The organism is Nitrospinota bacterium, assembly GCA_027619975.1.
In the GTDB taxonomy this organism is placed as follows: domain Bacteria; phylum Nitrospinota; class Nitrospinia; order Nitrospinales; family VA-1; genus JADFGI01.
Map to the genome: position 1 here is coordinate 1 of JAQCGX010000045.1, position 14,406 is coordinate 14,406.

The following is a 14,406-nucleotide window of genomic DNA, read 5'->3' on the forward strand; positions in this document are numbered from 1 at the left end:
AATATAAGAAATCCTTGTACAGTGTTCGATTTCCTGTAATAAACTAATTTTTAGAGATGCCCTTATTTTAGAAAAAGGGATGGCGCCAGACGGATCAAGCCGACAATACCAGGATTATTTTTTGGGGGAGAAGGTGTGAAGTTAATTCATTTACTTCAATTGGATCGTTGACGGATCGCTTCAACTTTGCTTTCCATCTCATCTTCCAACGCTTTTTTTGCCTCGACGAATTCCCGCATCAGTTCATCAGAAACCGATTCCATCTCTTCAGGAGGCACCCGATCCGACAGATTTTTCAACTTGCCTTGAACCGTGACATCCTTATCCGCAATTTTTGCTTTGTACTCCTTGCGAATTTCGTTGATTTCGTTTTTACTTTTTTCGTCGAGCTGCTTTTTGCCCTTAAGCTCAGGAACCAATTTGTCTGATTTTTCAAGACTGAGTTCCCAGGCACTTTTTAAACCTGACATATCCTTCCTCCACCAAAGTAAGAATATCCTGTGAAAAGATTATAAACCAAAGCACAGGGTAGACACAATCAGAAATATTTGAAAAATAGGCTTATAACTTATTTTCTTTCAACTATTTAGTTTTTACCTTAACTTTATACGTAAATTTAAAAGACAAGATTTCCATCCCCTTTTTGGCAGGAAACCGGTTTCTCTAAGAGGAGATAAACGGCTGGAATCAATTGATTTGATAGTCGCGAAACCGAAAAATAAACGACTGGATGATTCTGTCATTGGTTTTGACAATCTGAGTCATTTTACCCATCATCCATAAATTATCGATGCGGCGATAAACAAACTCGGTGGTCTCGCTATAATCCACGCCATCCACCTGGAATTTGGACTGGCTTTCGGCAGTCAGCCATTTCCCTTCTTTCCGGGTGTATCGAACATCACTTTTGATGGATACAGGTGCAGCATTCCGTTCCATCCAAAAATTTTTGACGTTTTTCTGCTCCAGATCAACCAGCAAATCATATTTACTAACGGCGGCACCTGGGTTCAGCGCGGAAAATGCAAGCAATCGCCTGCCCTTCTTTGCAGTTTTGATCTGGCCTCTATAGTTGGACAATTTCTCCGCAAGAGTCTGGGGAATCACTACTTCCTGATAGTTTTGTAGCATCTGTAATATTTCCCTCTTGCGCTCCAATGACACTTCGACAGAACTATCAGCCAGTGTAAAAACCCCTTTCGACCCTGCGCTTTTTTCCCAAAAGAAAGTCACTGGCGGGATTTTCAGATACCTGCCACTGCCTGAAACCACATCCAACTGTTCCCAGTCAATTTGAACAGAAAGTTTTTTCAGCCCGTGTTGCTGAGGGTAATAATAATGCGCGTCCAGGTCACGGATGATCTGCTCCACGCTCTCAAGCGCATGAGAGGAGGAAAGGAGTAAGGCCGGTAAAAAGAAAATTACCAAAAAGGAAAATCGCTTCAGTTCTCGTTTCATGACAATAAACAAATTGCGGCTCAACTATCAATCCTTCAGGGAAATCAAAGCTTGCATCAAGTCCGGGCTATCCCAAACTCTGGCTCCTGAGGCAAAACCTCTTAATTTACCATGGGGACCAATCAGATAAGTCGTCGGAAGCCCCATTATATAATAATGTTTTCTAACTTTTTGTTCAGGGTCCCACAAAACCGGGAAGGTCAGCTTGTACTCCTCGGCATACTTTTTGACTCGATCGAAATTCTGACGATCAATCGCTATAGCCACCACCTCAACACCTTGGCTGGAGAGCGCCTCATAGAGCCGCTGCATGGACGGCAATTCCTCTTTACACGCCTCACACCAGGTGGCCCAAAAATTAAGCAGGATGGGCTTACCACTAAAGTCTTCCAGATTGACATTATTGCCTTTTGTGTCCTGAAGGGAAAAACCGGGAGCGGATTTTTCCGTTCTTGGTTTGGAAATGCCCATATTTTCAAACGCCTGCTGATGAGCCCAGACAGACGGATGCATGCTACTCAGCAAAAGCGCTGTCGTTATCAGCGTGATTTTAAATCTGGCGGTCATTTTCATTTTGGATCTCCTATCTCGCGTTGCGGTATAGATAACCTTGTATGACTTGCTTTTCCTCAGCAGAAAAAGGAATTCCCTTTTTCTTCATATGCAATTCCATCCGAGGAAGATAATGATCCCATTCCTCTTTGCTATGCCGTGCCGGATGCGGCCAGGAATGACAGGTCGTGCACTTTTTTTTGAACAGCTCGACATCCGCCGTGCCGGCCTCGGGCAATTGAGAGCCCGCGCAGGCCGTTACGGTGATGGCAATCATTATTGAAAACAAGTATTTCATGTGTTAACACCCTTACTTAAAATCCTAGTTCTTTGGGCGGTTTGAACCCCTTATGACGCCGACTATTTTTTGTCGGAAACTCGACATAATAGGTCAATTGCAGCATGTAATCGTCACGCAATTGCGGGCCATTCAAATCCTGATGTATGGGAAGCGTTGCGACCAACTCCAGGATGTGCAACGGAATCGGCTGAAACTGGAACCCGAGAGAGACCGCCACCTTATGACCGCCGTAGTTCTGCGGGTCAAATAAAGGGCTCAAGAATCCTGAGTTCGGGTTGCCCCCCGCATGTCCCTCTCCGAGAATCCGGCCTCTGTAGGGTTCGCGGCTGAATGTTCCCTCATACCATCCTTGCAACTCCCCCAGCAATACGAACCGGTGGTGCACCTGATGCATGACATAAAAGTCATATCGCAATTCACTGCCACGACGATATCCCTGGTCGTTATCATAAACGTGAGCTTCCAACTGCGCATTGGCTCCATACCACCAGGGGTCGGTGGAACCTTGAAACGTAAATCCGATGATAGGGTCTACGGTTCCACTGCCAGTCTGCATTTTAAACGGATGAATGGTCCCGTTCTGACCCGCTACAGGGTTATTGGTGAATTCCTTTTCGATTTCCCCAGTGGGTAAGGAAAGACCGAAAAGCACCGACGCCTGTTTAGTTGGGGCCAGATGATCATCCGTAAAGAACCGGTATTTGCCCAACACGGTGAGATCACTCTGACCGTCTGATGTCATGGTGAACCCCCGGGTGCCCGTGGACCCTTGCAAGGCGCCATTGAATTCCATATCCATTTCGTTACGGATATAGCTCATCATCGCCATCATGGCGAAATCATCCGTGAACGAGTAGGCGACAGAACCCATCGTCATATAGGTCCGCATTTCTTCCGGCGCGACCGCAAAAGTGGTGCCATTGGCCGAACCCAATATATCCGCATTGTCTATATCATTGGTCCCGTCCCTGAGCGAGCCCATCGCCATAAACATCTGGCTCACCTTGAACCGGAATTCGTGCGTTTCGGGGATGCCGCCGCCGGTGATATTAAGAGGCATGTTCCCGCCGCAGTGTGCACAACAAAGACCTATATAGGCCTGAGATAAAGGCACAAAAATCAAAAGGAAAGCATTAGCAATTAGCAGTGACAATAGATTTTTTTTCAACATACATTTCCTTAAATTGATCAAACTGTCGCGAGCAGTTTCATTCATTCTGAAGTTTCCGCAAGGTGATCCATGCAACTGAATCTGAAAGTTTGACGCAGGCTCTGGATTTTGAAAAGAGACCAATCAAACGATTTTGCGGGTTTAAATAATTAAACGGAGAATGAGCAACTAAGACCGGGGGGGATGGTCGATTCGATCGGAAAATAGCGGTTGAAAAAAGTTGGAGGAAACAAAAATATTTTCAGTGTTTTTAAAGTCAGGAATGATAAAGTCCACTGCAATTAAAACATTATTTTTGCTGAAATTCAGCGTTGCAGGAACCGCCGCATTGGGGCTCCCACCACAATCCGCCGCAATGCGGACTTCTTTTTTATTGTCCCGGGCGTTGCGATGCGGACAAACCTGACCATTGAGGTGACGTTTTTCTAGAGGACAGTGCAGGGACTGGTTTTTCGATTCTGCATTAAAAGGGGAATCGAAAATTTCCTCATGGTGGTCATGAGAAACGGAGGCATTGACGCCCGAAACCCCAAGCAGGAGAAACAAAATGAGTGCCAATATAATTTTTATAGACTTTCTCACTATCAATAACCAAAAAAATAAAAAACGCGCTGCCTACCAAGGTATGACTCATCATATCCAAGGTTTCAATTACCATCAAGGATAAAGATCCCGTCCCAAAGGGAAATATTCCCAAAGATACAATTTATAATTTTACTCATTTATTTTCAGCAGGTTAAACAAAGCTCACCCCCTACCCTATTGTTTTGATTGAGGCCATTTGCTATCATTTTTTATCATGAAACCCACATCAAGACAATCAGCGCTGTTGCAGGAGTTAAAAAACTACCTGCTTTTTTTAAAAGACTATGGATACACCGAGATCCCCCAACAAATCGAGCTGAATATGGCCTCCTCAAAAAAACCGGTAAAAGCGGTGAAACCGGATACCCAAGTCCCTGCAAAACCGGTCGTAACGACCCCGGCTTCAGTTGTCGGCAGTCTGCTGGAAAATGTTCGAGCGGAATTGGGCGATTGCACCAGGTGCAAGTTGAGCGAGGGAAGAAACAACATCGTTTTTGGTTCTGGCAATCCCAACGCCGACCTGGTGTTTGTCGGTGAAGGACCGGGCAAAGATGAGGACGAGCAGGGGTTTCCATTTGTTGGCCGCGCAGGAAAGAAGCTGACGGAAATCATCGAAAAAGGCATGAACCTGAACCGGGAACAAGACACTTACATCTGCAACATCGTCAAATGCCGGCCACCGGGCAACCGGGACCCGGAGAAGGATGAAATCGAAGCCTGCAAACCGTTCCTGTTGAAGCAACTACAGGCAATCAAGCCAAAGGTCATCGTCGCTCTTGGCAAACCGGCCTCCTCGACACTTCTGGGCCGTAGTGTTCCGATCCTTAAGGAACGCGGAACCTGGCACGAATTTGAAGGAATCCCGCTGATGCTGACCTTTCATCCCGCATACCTGCTCCGATTCTATACGTTGGAAAATCGCAAAGCGGTGCTCGACGATATGAAAAAAGTCCTTGAGGCTCTTGGAAAATGATTTCAGCTCAGAATGCCATCGCGCGCTTAACAAAAAATATTGAAAGCGTTATCATTGGGAAATCCGATGCGGTGCAACTGGCGGTGATCACCCTGATGGCCCGAGGGCATCTGCTGATTGAAGACGTTCCGGGGGTCGGCAAAACCTCTCTGGCCCAGGCGCTGGCGAAATCGCTGGATCTGAATTTCCGCCGCATTTAGTTCACCAATGATATTCTACCCACTGACATTACCGGGGTCTCCATTTACGATCAGGAAGAAAAACGGTTTCACTTTCAGAAGGGACCGTTGTTCGCCAATATCGTACTGGCCGATGAGATTAATCGTTCCACGCCGCGAACGCAAAGCGCCCTTCTCGAAGCCATGAATGAAAAACAGGTCTCGGTGGACAACGCCACCTATCCCCTGGACGATCCATTTATGGTGATCGCCACGCAAAATCCAACAGAAAGCTACGGCACATACCCGTTGCCGGAGTCGCAACTGGATCGGTTCATGATGTTCATTTCCATAGGCTATCCCTCCATGGAGGACGAGCGCTGGCTCCTCACCCGCAATCCGTCCCGACAACGAAAGCCGATTGCAAGGCAACTCTGACATTTATATTTTTCATTTGCCGCCGGAAGGGTCGGACGAAAAATCGCTCCTGCCCCAAACAGGATTTTCTGCCGCCCGCCACGGAGATTTATTTTTTCGTTTTCCATCCTGAGCCAGGCGCGAAAGAAATCGACATCCGTTTCATCCCGCAACCCTGACTGAACACTGGGACCGTCGGCCAACCTGGCATCGGCGGTTACTTCATAATCCAGCGCCCAGGTATCCTTTTGCACGGCATTGCCAAGGACGCCCAGACGAAGTTCCGCTTCGCTGTCAAAGTCTTTGTGATTGGGGGGAGATTCAAAAACATAGGAGCTTCCGGCTATGACGCGGCCTTCCACACGCCAGTCAAATGCCCAGGAGGGGTCAGGAAGAAAACCAATTAGAAGAACAACAAGTAATCGGAGTGCCGTCATAGGGAACATCAAAGGGAATCAAGTATTTTGGCAATTCTCTCACAAATGCTTTTCCAATTGAATTCCTTCAAAACCGACTGACGTCCATTTCTACCAAATTCACGTGCTAATTCTGGATTTTCAATCAACGTGGTGATCGGCTTCACCCAGGCTTCCGGTTCCTGAGACTCTACAAGCAACCCCACCTTGTGCGCCTGAAAGAGATCCTCCATCCCGCCAACGGCGTTGCTGACGATGGGTTTTTCACAAGCCATATAGTCATAAATTTTTAGAGGAGAGATTCCCGGTTTGTCGATAAACGACCCCAAACAAATATCGGCGGCGTTAATATAATAAGGCACTTCCTCAAAAGCTTTCTCGCCAAAAAGAGTCACCCGTTCGTTCAGATGGTTATCCGCAACCACTTTTTCAACTGCGGCCCGCTGTTCTCCTTCTCCCACAATCATGAGATGAATATTGGGAAATTTTTTGATCAGCTCCGGCATGGCCAGAACAATCTGTTGCAGACCGTGCCATTTTTTGAGCGACCCGATAAAAATCAGATAAGTGTTTCCGTCATCCAATTGCAACCGTTCCCGGCACATTTTTTGATCCATAGGATGAAAGATATCCTGATTGGCACCGTTGCTCACCGCAAAAAAATGATCCGGCTTCAAATTATATTCTTCGCACAGGATGTCCCTGATTTGCCCGGAGGATGTCACCATTTTATGAGGCATGCGAAAAACGAAATATTCCATCCAGCGCGTGATGAATCGAATCCATTTGGGACTGTCACTGATTTTCAATTCCACCGCAGACAATCCATTGACTTCGATCACATACTTGAAATTCAGAATATACCGCAACCAGGTAACCAACCCTTCCATTTGCTGGTGGCGGGTATAAACAACATCCGGCTTCAACTTACATCCGTAATACAGGAAGTAAAAAAACAGGGATAAATAAAATGAAAAAAAAGTGACCGCAGGTTTCCTTGAAAGACAAGGAACATACACTACGGAAACATTTTCCACGGTTCGAGGAGGTCCCAGGGCGGGAACAAATAGAGTGACTGAATGCCCCATGTTGGCGAATTGGCGGCAAAACTCCAGAACGTGCCGGGCGCTGGCGTCTTCGTATTGGATGTCGATACGGGCGAAATAGAATAACTGCATGCTTTCAAACCACGGCAGGAGGAGAGGAGGATTTACATCTGTTCAGGGAACTGAAAAAATTTACCATCAATCAGGCAGGTTCAGAGGATTCACCGATAATCCTCCATCTTCCCTCTTCCTTTTTCCACACGAGGGTTTTGCGCCGAATATCCGAATACATATCAGACTGATAGCGCTCTATAAAAGAAATTTCGATGGTATTCTCTTTTTCCAACATTTCAAGATCATCGACTTCAATTTTTATCTGATGAATCTTATCCAGGGACTCTCGCTGTATTTGTTGCCAATCGTTAAAAGGTTTCCCTCCGCTTTCAAAGTTCCTGGAATAAAACGAAAAATAGGAATCAAGTTGTTTTTTTTCCCATGCTTTAAGCCAGACCAAAAACTGAGACAAAACCACATCAATAGGACTTCCGGTATTTTCCAGCGCCACCGTTTCAAGTGTTGTCGGCTTTGAAGAGGTTTTCAGGGTGGAGGGATCGGTTTTTACTTTTTTCGTGGCAGTTTTTTTATTCGGGGAAAAAGCAATAGGGGACACAGAACCGCTTTTATCTGCCAATAAAATCAAAGAAGACAGGCCGTGTTTCTCCTTGAGTTCCGCCGCTTGCTGGTCCACCGTTGCTTTAGAGGGATAAGGTCCCATCCGCACCTTGAACCAGGGTTCTCCTTCATCGACAAAAATCATGAAGGGCTTGTATCCCTTTTTCACCAACTTGTCGAAAAACCTTTTGGCGTTGGCCTGAACCTTGAAAGAATTTAACTGCAACTGATATTTAACATCGGCAACACCCGTCCCTGTGGAAGGACTTGCCATAATCACTTTGGAGTCATTTGCTCCCTGCTCCTCGCCCCAGGCAGGCACTCCAATGAGAATAACAACAAAAGCCAGGAGACCTGACAGGGTCTTTGACAACTGTCCTGTAAATATCTCCCCTCTACAAAATTCTCTCTTCAATTGCCGGTTCCTGACGAATTATGCATGAGTTTCAAATAAAACACTTCTCGTTCATGTAAAACAAAAATCAACACTTATCTATTCGGCCCCAGTCTGGCAAATCATTAATTTCTTTTACTTTATTTTTTTGGGAAGGAAAAAAACCAGCCCCTCCTTAACAGGGCCTGGCATGTATGAAGTTACAAAGACTTAAAGCAATTTTTCAAGGTACGAAACCAGTTGATCCGCACCGACCGATGGCGATCGGGCCTGTAAAACACCCTCGCTGTCGATGATCAGCACGGTCGGCATATCCCTTTGTTTATAAGCCTTGTGAACGGTCATTTCCGGATCCAGAAGATAAGGAAATTTTACGGGCTCAGGAAACTTCTTCAAATAGTCCATCACCGCTTTTTCCGAATCCCCGCTGGTGTTGATGCCCAATACCACTAACTTATCGGACTTGATCCGGTCCCGGACCTTATTGAGCTCCAGCGCCTGGTTCATGCAGGGAGCGCAAATATGAAACATCCCCACCAGCACCACCTTGCCTTTAAGCGAATCCAGGGACAGGGGCTCCCCTTTAATGGAATTCAAGGAAAAGTTAGGAGCTTTATCTCCCGGAACAGGAACTCCCGCAAACAATGGACTAGCCGATAACAAAACAAAAAATAGAAAAGTCAGTATCTTACGCATAGAATTAGCCTTGTGAGGGAATAAAAACGCATTTAAAAGACTCTTTCAAAGGAGCCTCTATTTTGCTCATTTCCATTTTAAGTTACGGGAACTTAATATGAAAGCTCAAATATGAGGACATTTATCCCTGGATCCGTGTTTCCGAAAGTTTGCTGTGGATCAAATTCGTTAATCTGCATAAATCTGATTCCCCGTTTATTAAAAGGTCAAAAAAAATTTAGGGATTTGTCCTCTACTTGACATATTCTATTTGTTATTATAAATAAAGGTGCTTCCATAATAATTGATAAATTAAATATTTCTACTATGAAATACCAACAAACCCTCCTCATTCTCATATTGCTTTCGATTCCCGGTCTGGCCTTTTCGGGCTCCATAAAGGGAAAAGTCACATACTCAGCCGAAATCAAACTGCCCAAGACATTGACAACCGGAAAATACAAGAAAGCCTGTGGGCCGGAAGTTCTCAACGAAAAATTACTTGTAAATGATAATGGTTTGATGAATGTGGTGGTTTCGCTGGAGGGCAAAAAACTCGGCGGCAAACCGGGAGAATATCTGCTGGACCAGAAAAACTGCCGCTATGAGCCGCATGTCATCGCCATGATGAAGGATTCCGAACTGAAAATTCGTTCCAGTGATCCCATCAATCATAACCTTCATTCATACTCTTTTGATAACGACCCTGTAAATATCATGTTTTTGCCGAATAAAGACGACTACATCCAGGAGTTTGAAGAACCTGAAATTGTGAAGGTCGAATGCGACCTGCATGGGTGGATGAACGCATGGATCATAGTCACGGACAATTCCTATTTTGATATTTCCCAAAAAGAGGGGACGTTTGAAATTCCAAATGTTCCACCGGGAAAATACACACTCAACGCCTGGCACGAGATTTTGGGAAATAAAAGCCAGAAGGTAACGGTCGCAGAGGGCGTCACAGAGGTCTCTTTTGATTTTTCAGACGTGCCCTCGCAGGCGCCACAAGAATGATTTAGCATTAAATCTCGCAGTATTATTTTTGAAAAAAATTTGTCTGGGGAGCTTCTAAATACAATGAATATGCCAAATATCAATTTCAAATGGGTTCTCACTTTATCCATCCTGTTCCTCACGGTATCTCAGGGCTGGGCCTATCAGGAAGTGGAAGTCAAAAATGGTGGAACCATTCAGGGCAAGACAACGTTAACTGGGGACATGCCGGCTCCGCGAATTTATCACCTTGTTCTGTTTCCCAATATTGATATGTGCGCCGAAGTGGATGCCGACGAAAGTGGAGAGAACCGGGTCCTGGACGATTTTAAAATTTCTCAGGAGGGGGGGTTAAAAGATGTTTTGATTTCCCTGGAACACGTTGAAGCGGGGAAACCATTCGTCAAAGAACCCCTTATGATCCGCTCCGAAAACTGTAAATTCACTCCTGATGTGAATCCGATCCGTCAGGGCGAAGCCTTCAAGGTAGACAATCAGGATGCCGTCATGCACAACAGCCAGGTTTATCAGAAAGAACGAGGCAAAATTCTGTTGAACATCCCCATCCCCGCTGAAGAAGTTTCCGAGGGTAAAATAGAATTTCAAAAAGATTACAAAATCATGCAGATGATCTGTGGAATGCACGAATTCATGCAAACCTGGGGCTATCGGGTGCAAAACCCCTATTACTCCCAAACCAAAATTGACGGAAACTTTAAAATCGACAATATCCCGCCTGGAGATTATGTTGTAACAGCCTGGCATTATTTATTGAAGGTTCAAACAAAAAAAATTCATGTCACGGAAAATTCCGTGATCGATTTAGATTTCGCATTCAATGGCGATAAGGTCATCCGACCCCTGTACGAAACCATCCAGTCCGGTAGGATCAAGCACGATGCCAAAATTTATAAGAAAAAAGTTTTTAACGACAAATGATCATTGCTTCGCCAGAAATTAAATCCATCGGGAAATCGAGAGTCCAGGTTAGGAAACTTTACCCAAAAGATTGCGTTCGCCAGCTAAAAATCTGCGCCGCTTTTTTTGTCGCCTGCGTCCTTTTATTTCTTCCCTCATGGGCACTCACAGAAACTCTCCCTTCCACTAGCGATATGCCAGACACCATCCGGGTCCGGGGCAAAGAAGTCGCTTTAAAAAATTTAAAAAATCCCCTCACCGGGGACCCTGCAAACTTAGCACAACACATTCGTGAAGGCGGGAACGTTTATTTTAAAAAATGTTTTCTCTGTCACGGCGACCTCATGGATGGCCAGGGTCTTTTTGGCGACCGCTTTTTCCCGGCCCCTGCAGACTTCACCCACCCGGCTTCCGTGATCACACTTCCTGAGTCTTACGCTTACTGGAGAATCATGAAGGGCGGTCGAGGACTGCCCGATAAATTTTCCCCCTGGGATTCATCCATGCCCGCATGGGAGGATCAACTCAGTGAAGAAGAAGTTTGGAAAGTGATTCTTTTTATCTATGCCACGGCCAAAGAAAAAAAAATAACTATCACTCCGGCATTTCCCCCACAGCCGACCGTGGAACAAGGAAAGCAAATTTACGCACAAAAGTGTTCCTGGTGCCATGGAGAAACGGGAAAAGGCGACGGTCCATCGGCAGCATATTCGAGCCCCTGGCCAAGAAACTTCACCAAGAGCCATATCAAAATAAGATCCACACCATTTGGTAAAATTCCGACCGATCAGGATATTTTCGATATGATCAGCTATGGACTTCCCGGAACCACCATGCCGGGATGGCAACATCTGCCTGTATCCGACCGATGGAGCCTTGTCCTTTATCTCAAGAGCCTGGGGGAAAAGTTTGCGAAATTCAAGGAAAAAGGCAAGGTCCATAAACCCATCATTGTTCCCGACCCTCCGCCTTTTGCATTGGAAAGCCTGGCTTCAGGAAAAGAGCTTTTTCTGCAAAACTGTTCCGGCTGTCATGGGGTGATGGGACGCAGTGACGGCCCATCCACCCGCAAGGTGGTAGATCTCGCTTCGAACGCCATCTGGCCCAGAAACCTCAGCAAACCGTGGACCTTCAGGCGCGGCAATTCAAGAAAGCAAATTTTCATGACCCTGCGCACCGGGCTTTCAACCACCGCCATGCCACAGTTTTCTACCAGAGTTTTTGACGATCAGCAGATATGGGATATTGTCAATTATGTACAAACCTTATCCCCTCCACAAAAACCGGTCGTAACAAAAACCCTCAAGGTTAAAAAAGTTTCGGGTGAACTTCCTTTGAACCCAAGAGACCCTGTTTGGAAAACTGTGGAATCCCATTTTTTTCCGTTGGGCGGGCAAATCATAGATAAAGAAAAATTATACTACCCCACCGTTGATAATATTTCAGTCAAGGCCATTCATAACGGCAATGAAATTGCCATCAATCTAAGCTGGGACGACCCTTCCTATGATCCTGTTCTGGCCGTTCTCACCAAGGTAAAGGAATCTCCTCCCCCTGCCCTGCCGGAGCATTTGCGGGCGGATAATGAAACCGTTGATGAACCTAAAAAGAGTAAACCCATTCGCCCTGAACCCCAGGAATTTCCCGATGCCATTGCCGTTCAATTCCCAGTCAGTCTCAACGCCAGTGGCCAAAAACCGTATTTCCTGAACGGCGACTCCGGGCATCCAGTGAGTTTATGGAAATGGGAGTCCACCCGCAATAAAATGTCTGAAATGAATGCCACCGGATTGGATAAATGGAGACTTAAGCCGGAGGAAAACCAACAGGTGGTCTCCGAATCCGCCTATCGTTATGGGCGCTATTTCCTGGTTATGAAGCGCAAGCTCATAACTGCGGATAAGAAAAGTGATATCCAGTTTCAGCCAGGGGTAAAGATTCCCATCGCTTTTAATGTCTGGGATGGGACTCAAGGGGAACAGGGAACTAAAAAAGCCATTTCAAGTTGGTTTGAAATGGTTTTGGAAACACATCAAGCTCCTGAGCCACAAACTCCTGAACCAGAAAAATTGGCAACACATCAAGCTCCTGAGCCCCAAAAACCCGAGCTTCCAGGTCTATTTCTTACTCCCTGATTCACCTGAAATTTCTGGCAACGTTAAACTCTTCAAATAAGCCAGGATATCCGCCACTTCCTGAACCTCCAGCAGGTCTTTAAAGTTTCCCGGCATCATGGATATTTTTTGAGTCTTATATTTTTTGATATCTTCCTTGCGAATAAACAATTCCTTACCTTCTTTATCCACAATACCCACTCCGGAATCGTCCTCGAATTTTATAATCCCGGTAATAAATTTTCTATCTTTGGTCAAAATAAGAACGGTTGAATATCCTGAGGCAATCACCGCTTTAGGTTCGAGAATGGATTCCAATAAAAACTCCGGCATTCGGCGGGTTCCCGCATAATCCAGAACAGGCCCTATTGTGCCCCCGTCCCCATTGACGCGATGGCATTTCGAGCAATACACTTTTCCATCAGGATCAAAAAACAGTCGTTTCCCATTTTCTTTATTTCCGGGTGTTTCAAGATAAGGCCGCCAGTCTTCAGAAGCCCCTTCGTTTTCTCCATGCAATCCATTCAAAAATGCCGCGATGAATCGCGCTTCTTCCTGGCTGACCCCTATATTGGGCATTCTGGTTTCCGCTTTATAAGCTTGTGGGTTGGTTATCCACGCAAACACCCATTCGGGCCCATATCGAAACCCGGACTGGGAAAGATCCGGCCCTACCCTGCCGCCCTCCTCGTCCAATTGATGACAAGCGAAGCAACTTTTCTTCTTTCTGAATAATTTTTCCCCAGCCTGAATCGATGATTCCTTCTCACCTTCTTCCCGGAACCATTCTTTAAATGACTGGATACTTGTAGCTGAAATAGTTTCATTTAAAGGGCGCTCCGTATTTACTTCCTCCGGCAAAAAGACAGGTAGTAAACCGCCGCCAAGACTTCTTATATAAGCCACAAGGGACCATATCTCAGCTTCGGACAAAGTGTTGCCGAATACAGGCATCAAATGTGATTTTCGAACTCCCGCGCCGCCTTTTTGAATGGTGCGGAAAATCTGATGGTTGGTTTTTTTAGCCTGAAATTTTTTATGTGAAAGTTCCGCAGGTTCCTTATCCAGAAACTCTGCGTTGAACCCATCGCCATCTCCTGAAAGCCCATGACAATGGGCGCAAAACTGGACAAATAAGTCTTTGCCTTTATTCACCAGAGAGCTGGGAGTTTTTTTATTCAGATCCGCAAGATCATTCCTTCCACCCGCCCAAATGAGTGAGGGAAAACAGGAACCTGTAATTAAAAGAAAGGCCGTGCTTAGAAAAAGCGTGCGCAAAAACATAGTCATTAACAATTTTTTTGTTTTACGTTATAAATTTTAAAAAATAATAGCTCAATTCCTTTTCATATTCATTAAGAGATTTGTCCCTGGCACTTGATGAATCATAAGCATCCTGAATTCCGCCGGGTCAAACCAGGTTGCAAAAAAAAACAGGGGAACCTGAAAAGGTTCCCCTGTTCGTTTTACCCGTTCAGATTATCGATTTAACGATTCATCGACAATCGGTCATCCTCAGGATTAGCAGCCGATTTCTCGCCCTTCGGGGTTGCATCTCCC

The 14,406-nt window shown here is 45.6% G+C and carries 15 protein-coding genes and 1 pseudogene; 5 read left to right on the plus strand and 11 right to left on the minus strand.

Going from position 1 to position 14,406, the window contains the following annotated elements:
- Positions 1-155: 155 nt before the first annotated feature.
- From O3C58_12945 to O3C58_12970, 6 genes are all read right to left on the minus strand, one after another.
- Complete coding sequence (locus O3C58_12945; GenBank protein ID MDA0692760.1) at positions 156-470, minus strand: hypothetical protein; 315 nt, start codon at positions 468-470, stop codon at positions 156-158.
- 217 nt (positions 471-687) lie between these two features.
- A complete protein-coding gene (locus tag O3C58_12950; protein ID MDA0692761.1) occupies positions 688-1,458 on the minus strand; it encodes a hypothetical protein in 771 nt (256 codons plus the stop codon).
- Positions 1,459-1,485: 27 nt separating this feature from the next.
- A complete protein-coding gene (locus O3C58_12955; protein MDA0692762.1) occupies positions 1,486-2,031 on the minus strand; it encodes a TlpA disulfide reductase family protein in 546 nt (181 codons plus the stop codon).
- Positions 2,032-2,041: 10 nt separating this feature from the next.
- Positions 2,042-2,308 carry a cytochrome C gene (locus tag O3C58_12960; protein MDA0692763.1) on the minus strand — a complete coding sequence of 89 codons (267 nt, stop codon included), beginning with the start codon at positions 2,306-2,308 and terminating at the stop codon, positions 2,042-2,044.
- Between the two features lie 16 nt (positions 2,309-2,324).
- Positions 2,325-3,371 (minus strand): transporter, encoded by a 1,047-nt coding sequence (locus O3C58_12965; GenBank protein ID MDA0692764.1) that lies wholly within the window; start codon positions 3,369-3,371, stop codon positions 2,325-2,327.
- Between the two features lie 279 nt (positions 3,372-3,650).
- Positions 3,651-4,040, minus strand: a complete 390-nt coding sequence (locus O3C58_12970; GenBank protein ID MDA0692765.1) for a hypothetical protein — start codon at positions 4,038-4,040, stop codon at positions 3,651-3,653.
- A 241-nt stretch (positions 4,041-4,281) separates the two neighbouring features.
- Between O3C58_12970 and O3C58_12975 the strand changes: the two genes are divergently transcribed.
- Complete coding sequence (locus O3C58_12975) at positions 4,282-5,040, plus strand: uracil-DNA glycosylase (GenBank protein ID MDA0692766.1); 759 nt, start codon at positions 4,282-4,284, stop codon at positions 5,038-5,040.
- Positions 5,037-5,588: pseudogene (locus O3C58_12980) on the plus strand (AAA family ATPase). The gene O3C58_12975 and the pseudogene O3C58_12980 overlap by 4 nt, the downstream one beginning before the upstream one ends.
- Here O3C58_12980 and O3C58_12985 read toward each other — a convergent pair.
- From O3C58_12985 to O3C58_13000, 4 genes are all read right to left on the minus strand, one after another.
- A complete protein-coding gene (locus tag O3C58_12985; GenBank protein MDA0692767.1) occupies positions 5,555-6,052 on the minus strand; it encodes a hypothetical protein in 498 nt (165 codons plus the stop codon). The pseudogene O3C58_12980 and the gene O3C58_12985 sit on opposite strands and share 34 nt — an antisense overlap.
- Positions 6,053-6,060: 8 nt before the next feature.
- Entirely contained in the window at positions 6,061-7,209 is a 1,149-nt protein-coding gene (locus O3C58_12990; protein ID MDA0692768.1) for a glycosyltransferase family 4 protein, read from the minus strand.
- A gap of 70 nt (positions 7,210-7,279) precedes the next feature.
- Positions 7,280-8,122, minus strand: a complete 843-nt coding sequence (locus tag O3C58_12995; GenBank protein ID MDA0692769.1) for an SPOR domain-containing protein — start codon at positions 8,120-8,122, stop codon at positions 7,280-7,282.
- A 231-nt stretch (positions 8,123-8,353) separates the two neighbouring features.
- Positions 8,354-8,839 (minus strand): TlpA disulfide reductase family protein, encoded by a 486-nt coding sequence (locus tag O3C58_13000; GenBank protein ID MDA0692770.1) that lies wholly within the window; start codon positions 8,837-8,839, stop codon positions 8,354-8,356.
- A gap of 306 nt (positions 8,840-9,145) precedes the next feature.
- On the opposite strand from O3C58_13000, the gene O3C58_13005 reads away from it, so the two are divergent.
- The 3 genes from O3C58_13005 (at position 9,146) to O3C58_13015 (ending at position 12,867) form a co-directional block, all read left to right on the plus strand.
- Entirely contained in the window at positions 9,146-9,835 is a 690-nt protein-coding gene (locus O3C58_13005) for a hypothetical protein (GenBank protein MDA0692771.1), read from the plus strand.
- Positions 9,836-9,898: 63 nt separating this feature from the next.
- On the plus strand, positions 9,899-10,753 hold the full coding sequence (locus O3C58_13010; protein MDA0692772.1) for a hypothetical protein: 855 nt from the start codon (positions 9,899-9,901) through the stop codon (positions 10,751-10,753).
- Positions 10,750-12,867, plus strand: a complete 2,118-nt coding sequence (locus O3C58_13015) for a c-type cytochrome (GenBank protein MDA0692773.1) — start codon at positions 10,750-10,752, stop codon at positions 12,865-12,867. Before O3C58_13010 ends, O3C58_13015 begins: the two co-directional genes overlap by 4 nt.
- On the opposite strand, the gene O3C58_13020 is transcribed toward O3C58_13015, so the two are convergent.
- Complete coding sequence (locus O3C58_13020; protein MDA0692774.1) at positions 12,850-14,136, minus strand: c-type cytochrome; 1,287 nt, start codon at positions 14,134-14,136, stop codon at positions 12,850-12,852. The two genes, O3C58_13015 and O3C58_13020, sit on opposite strands and share 18 nt — an antisense overlap.
- Positions 14,137-14,406: the final 270 nt, after the last annotated feature.

Coding starts and splice junctions, on each gene's coding strand:
- O3C58_12945 (MDA0692760.1), bottom strand. CDS start 470: ATGTCAGGTTTAAAAAGTGCCTGGGAACTCAGTCTTGAAAAATCAGAC.
- O3C58_12950 (MDA0692761.1), bottom strand. CDS start 1,458: ATGAAACGAGAACTGAAGCGATTTTCCTTTTTGGTAATTTTCTTTTTA.
- O3C58_12955 (MDA0692762.1), bottom strand. CDS start 2,031: ATGAAAATGACCGCCAGATTTAAAATCACGCTGATAACGACAGCGCTT.
- O3C58_12960 (MDA0692763.1), bottom strand. CDS start 2,308: ATGAAATACTTGTTTTCAATAATGATTGCCATCACCGTAACGGCCTGC.
- O3C58_12965 (MDA0692764.1), bottom strand. CDS start 3,371: ATGCCTCTTAATATCACCGGCGGCGGCATCCCCGAAACGCACGAATTC.
- O3C58_12975 (MDA0692766.1), top strand. CDS start 4,282: ATGAAACCCACATCAAGACAATCAGCGCTGTTGCAGGAGTTAAAAAAC.
- O3C58_12985 (MDA0692767.1), bottom strand. CDS start 6,052: ATGACGGCACTCCGATTACTTGTTGTTCTTCTAATTGGTTTTCTTCCT.
- O3C58_12990 (MDA0692768.1), bottom strand. CDS start 7,209: ATGCAGTTATTCTATTTCGCCCGTATCGACATCCAATACGAAGACGCC.
- O3C58_13000 (MDA0692770.1), bottom strand. CDS start 8,839: ATGCGTAAGATACTGACTTTTCTATTTTTTGTTTTGTTATCGGCTAGT.
- O3C58_13005 (MDA0692771.1), top strand. CDS start 9,146: ATGAAATACCAACAAACCCTCCTCATTCTCATATTGCTTTCGATTCCC.
- O3C58_13010 (MDA0692772.1), top strand. CDS start 9,899: ATGAATATGCCAAATATCAATTTCAAATGGGTTCTCACTTTATCCATC.
- O3C58_13015 (MDA0692773.1), top strand. CDS start 10,750: ATGATCATTGCTTCGCCAGAAATTAAATCCATCGGGAAATCGAGAGTC.
- O3C58_13020 (MDA0692774.1), bottom strand. CDS start 14,136: ATGACTATGTTTTTGCGCACGCTTTTTCTAAGCACGGCCTTTCTTTTA.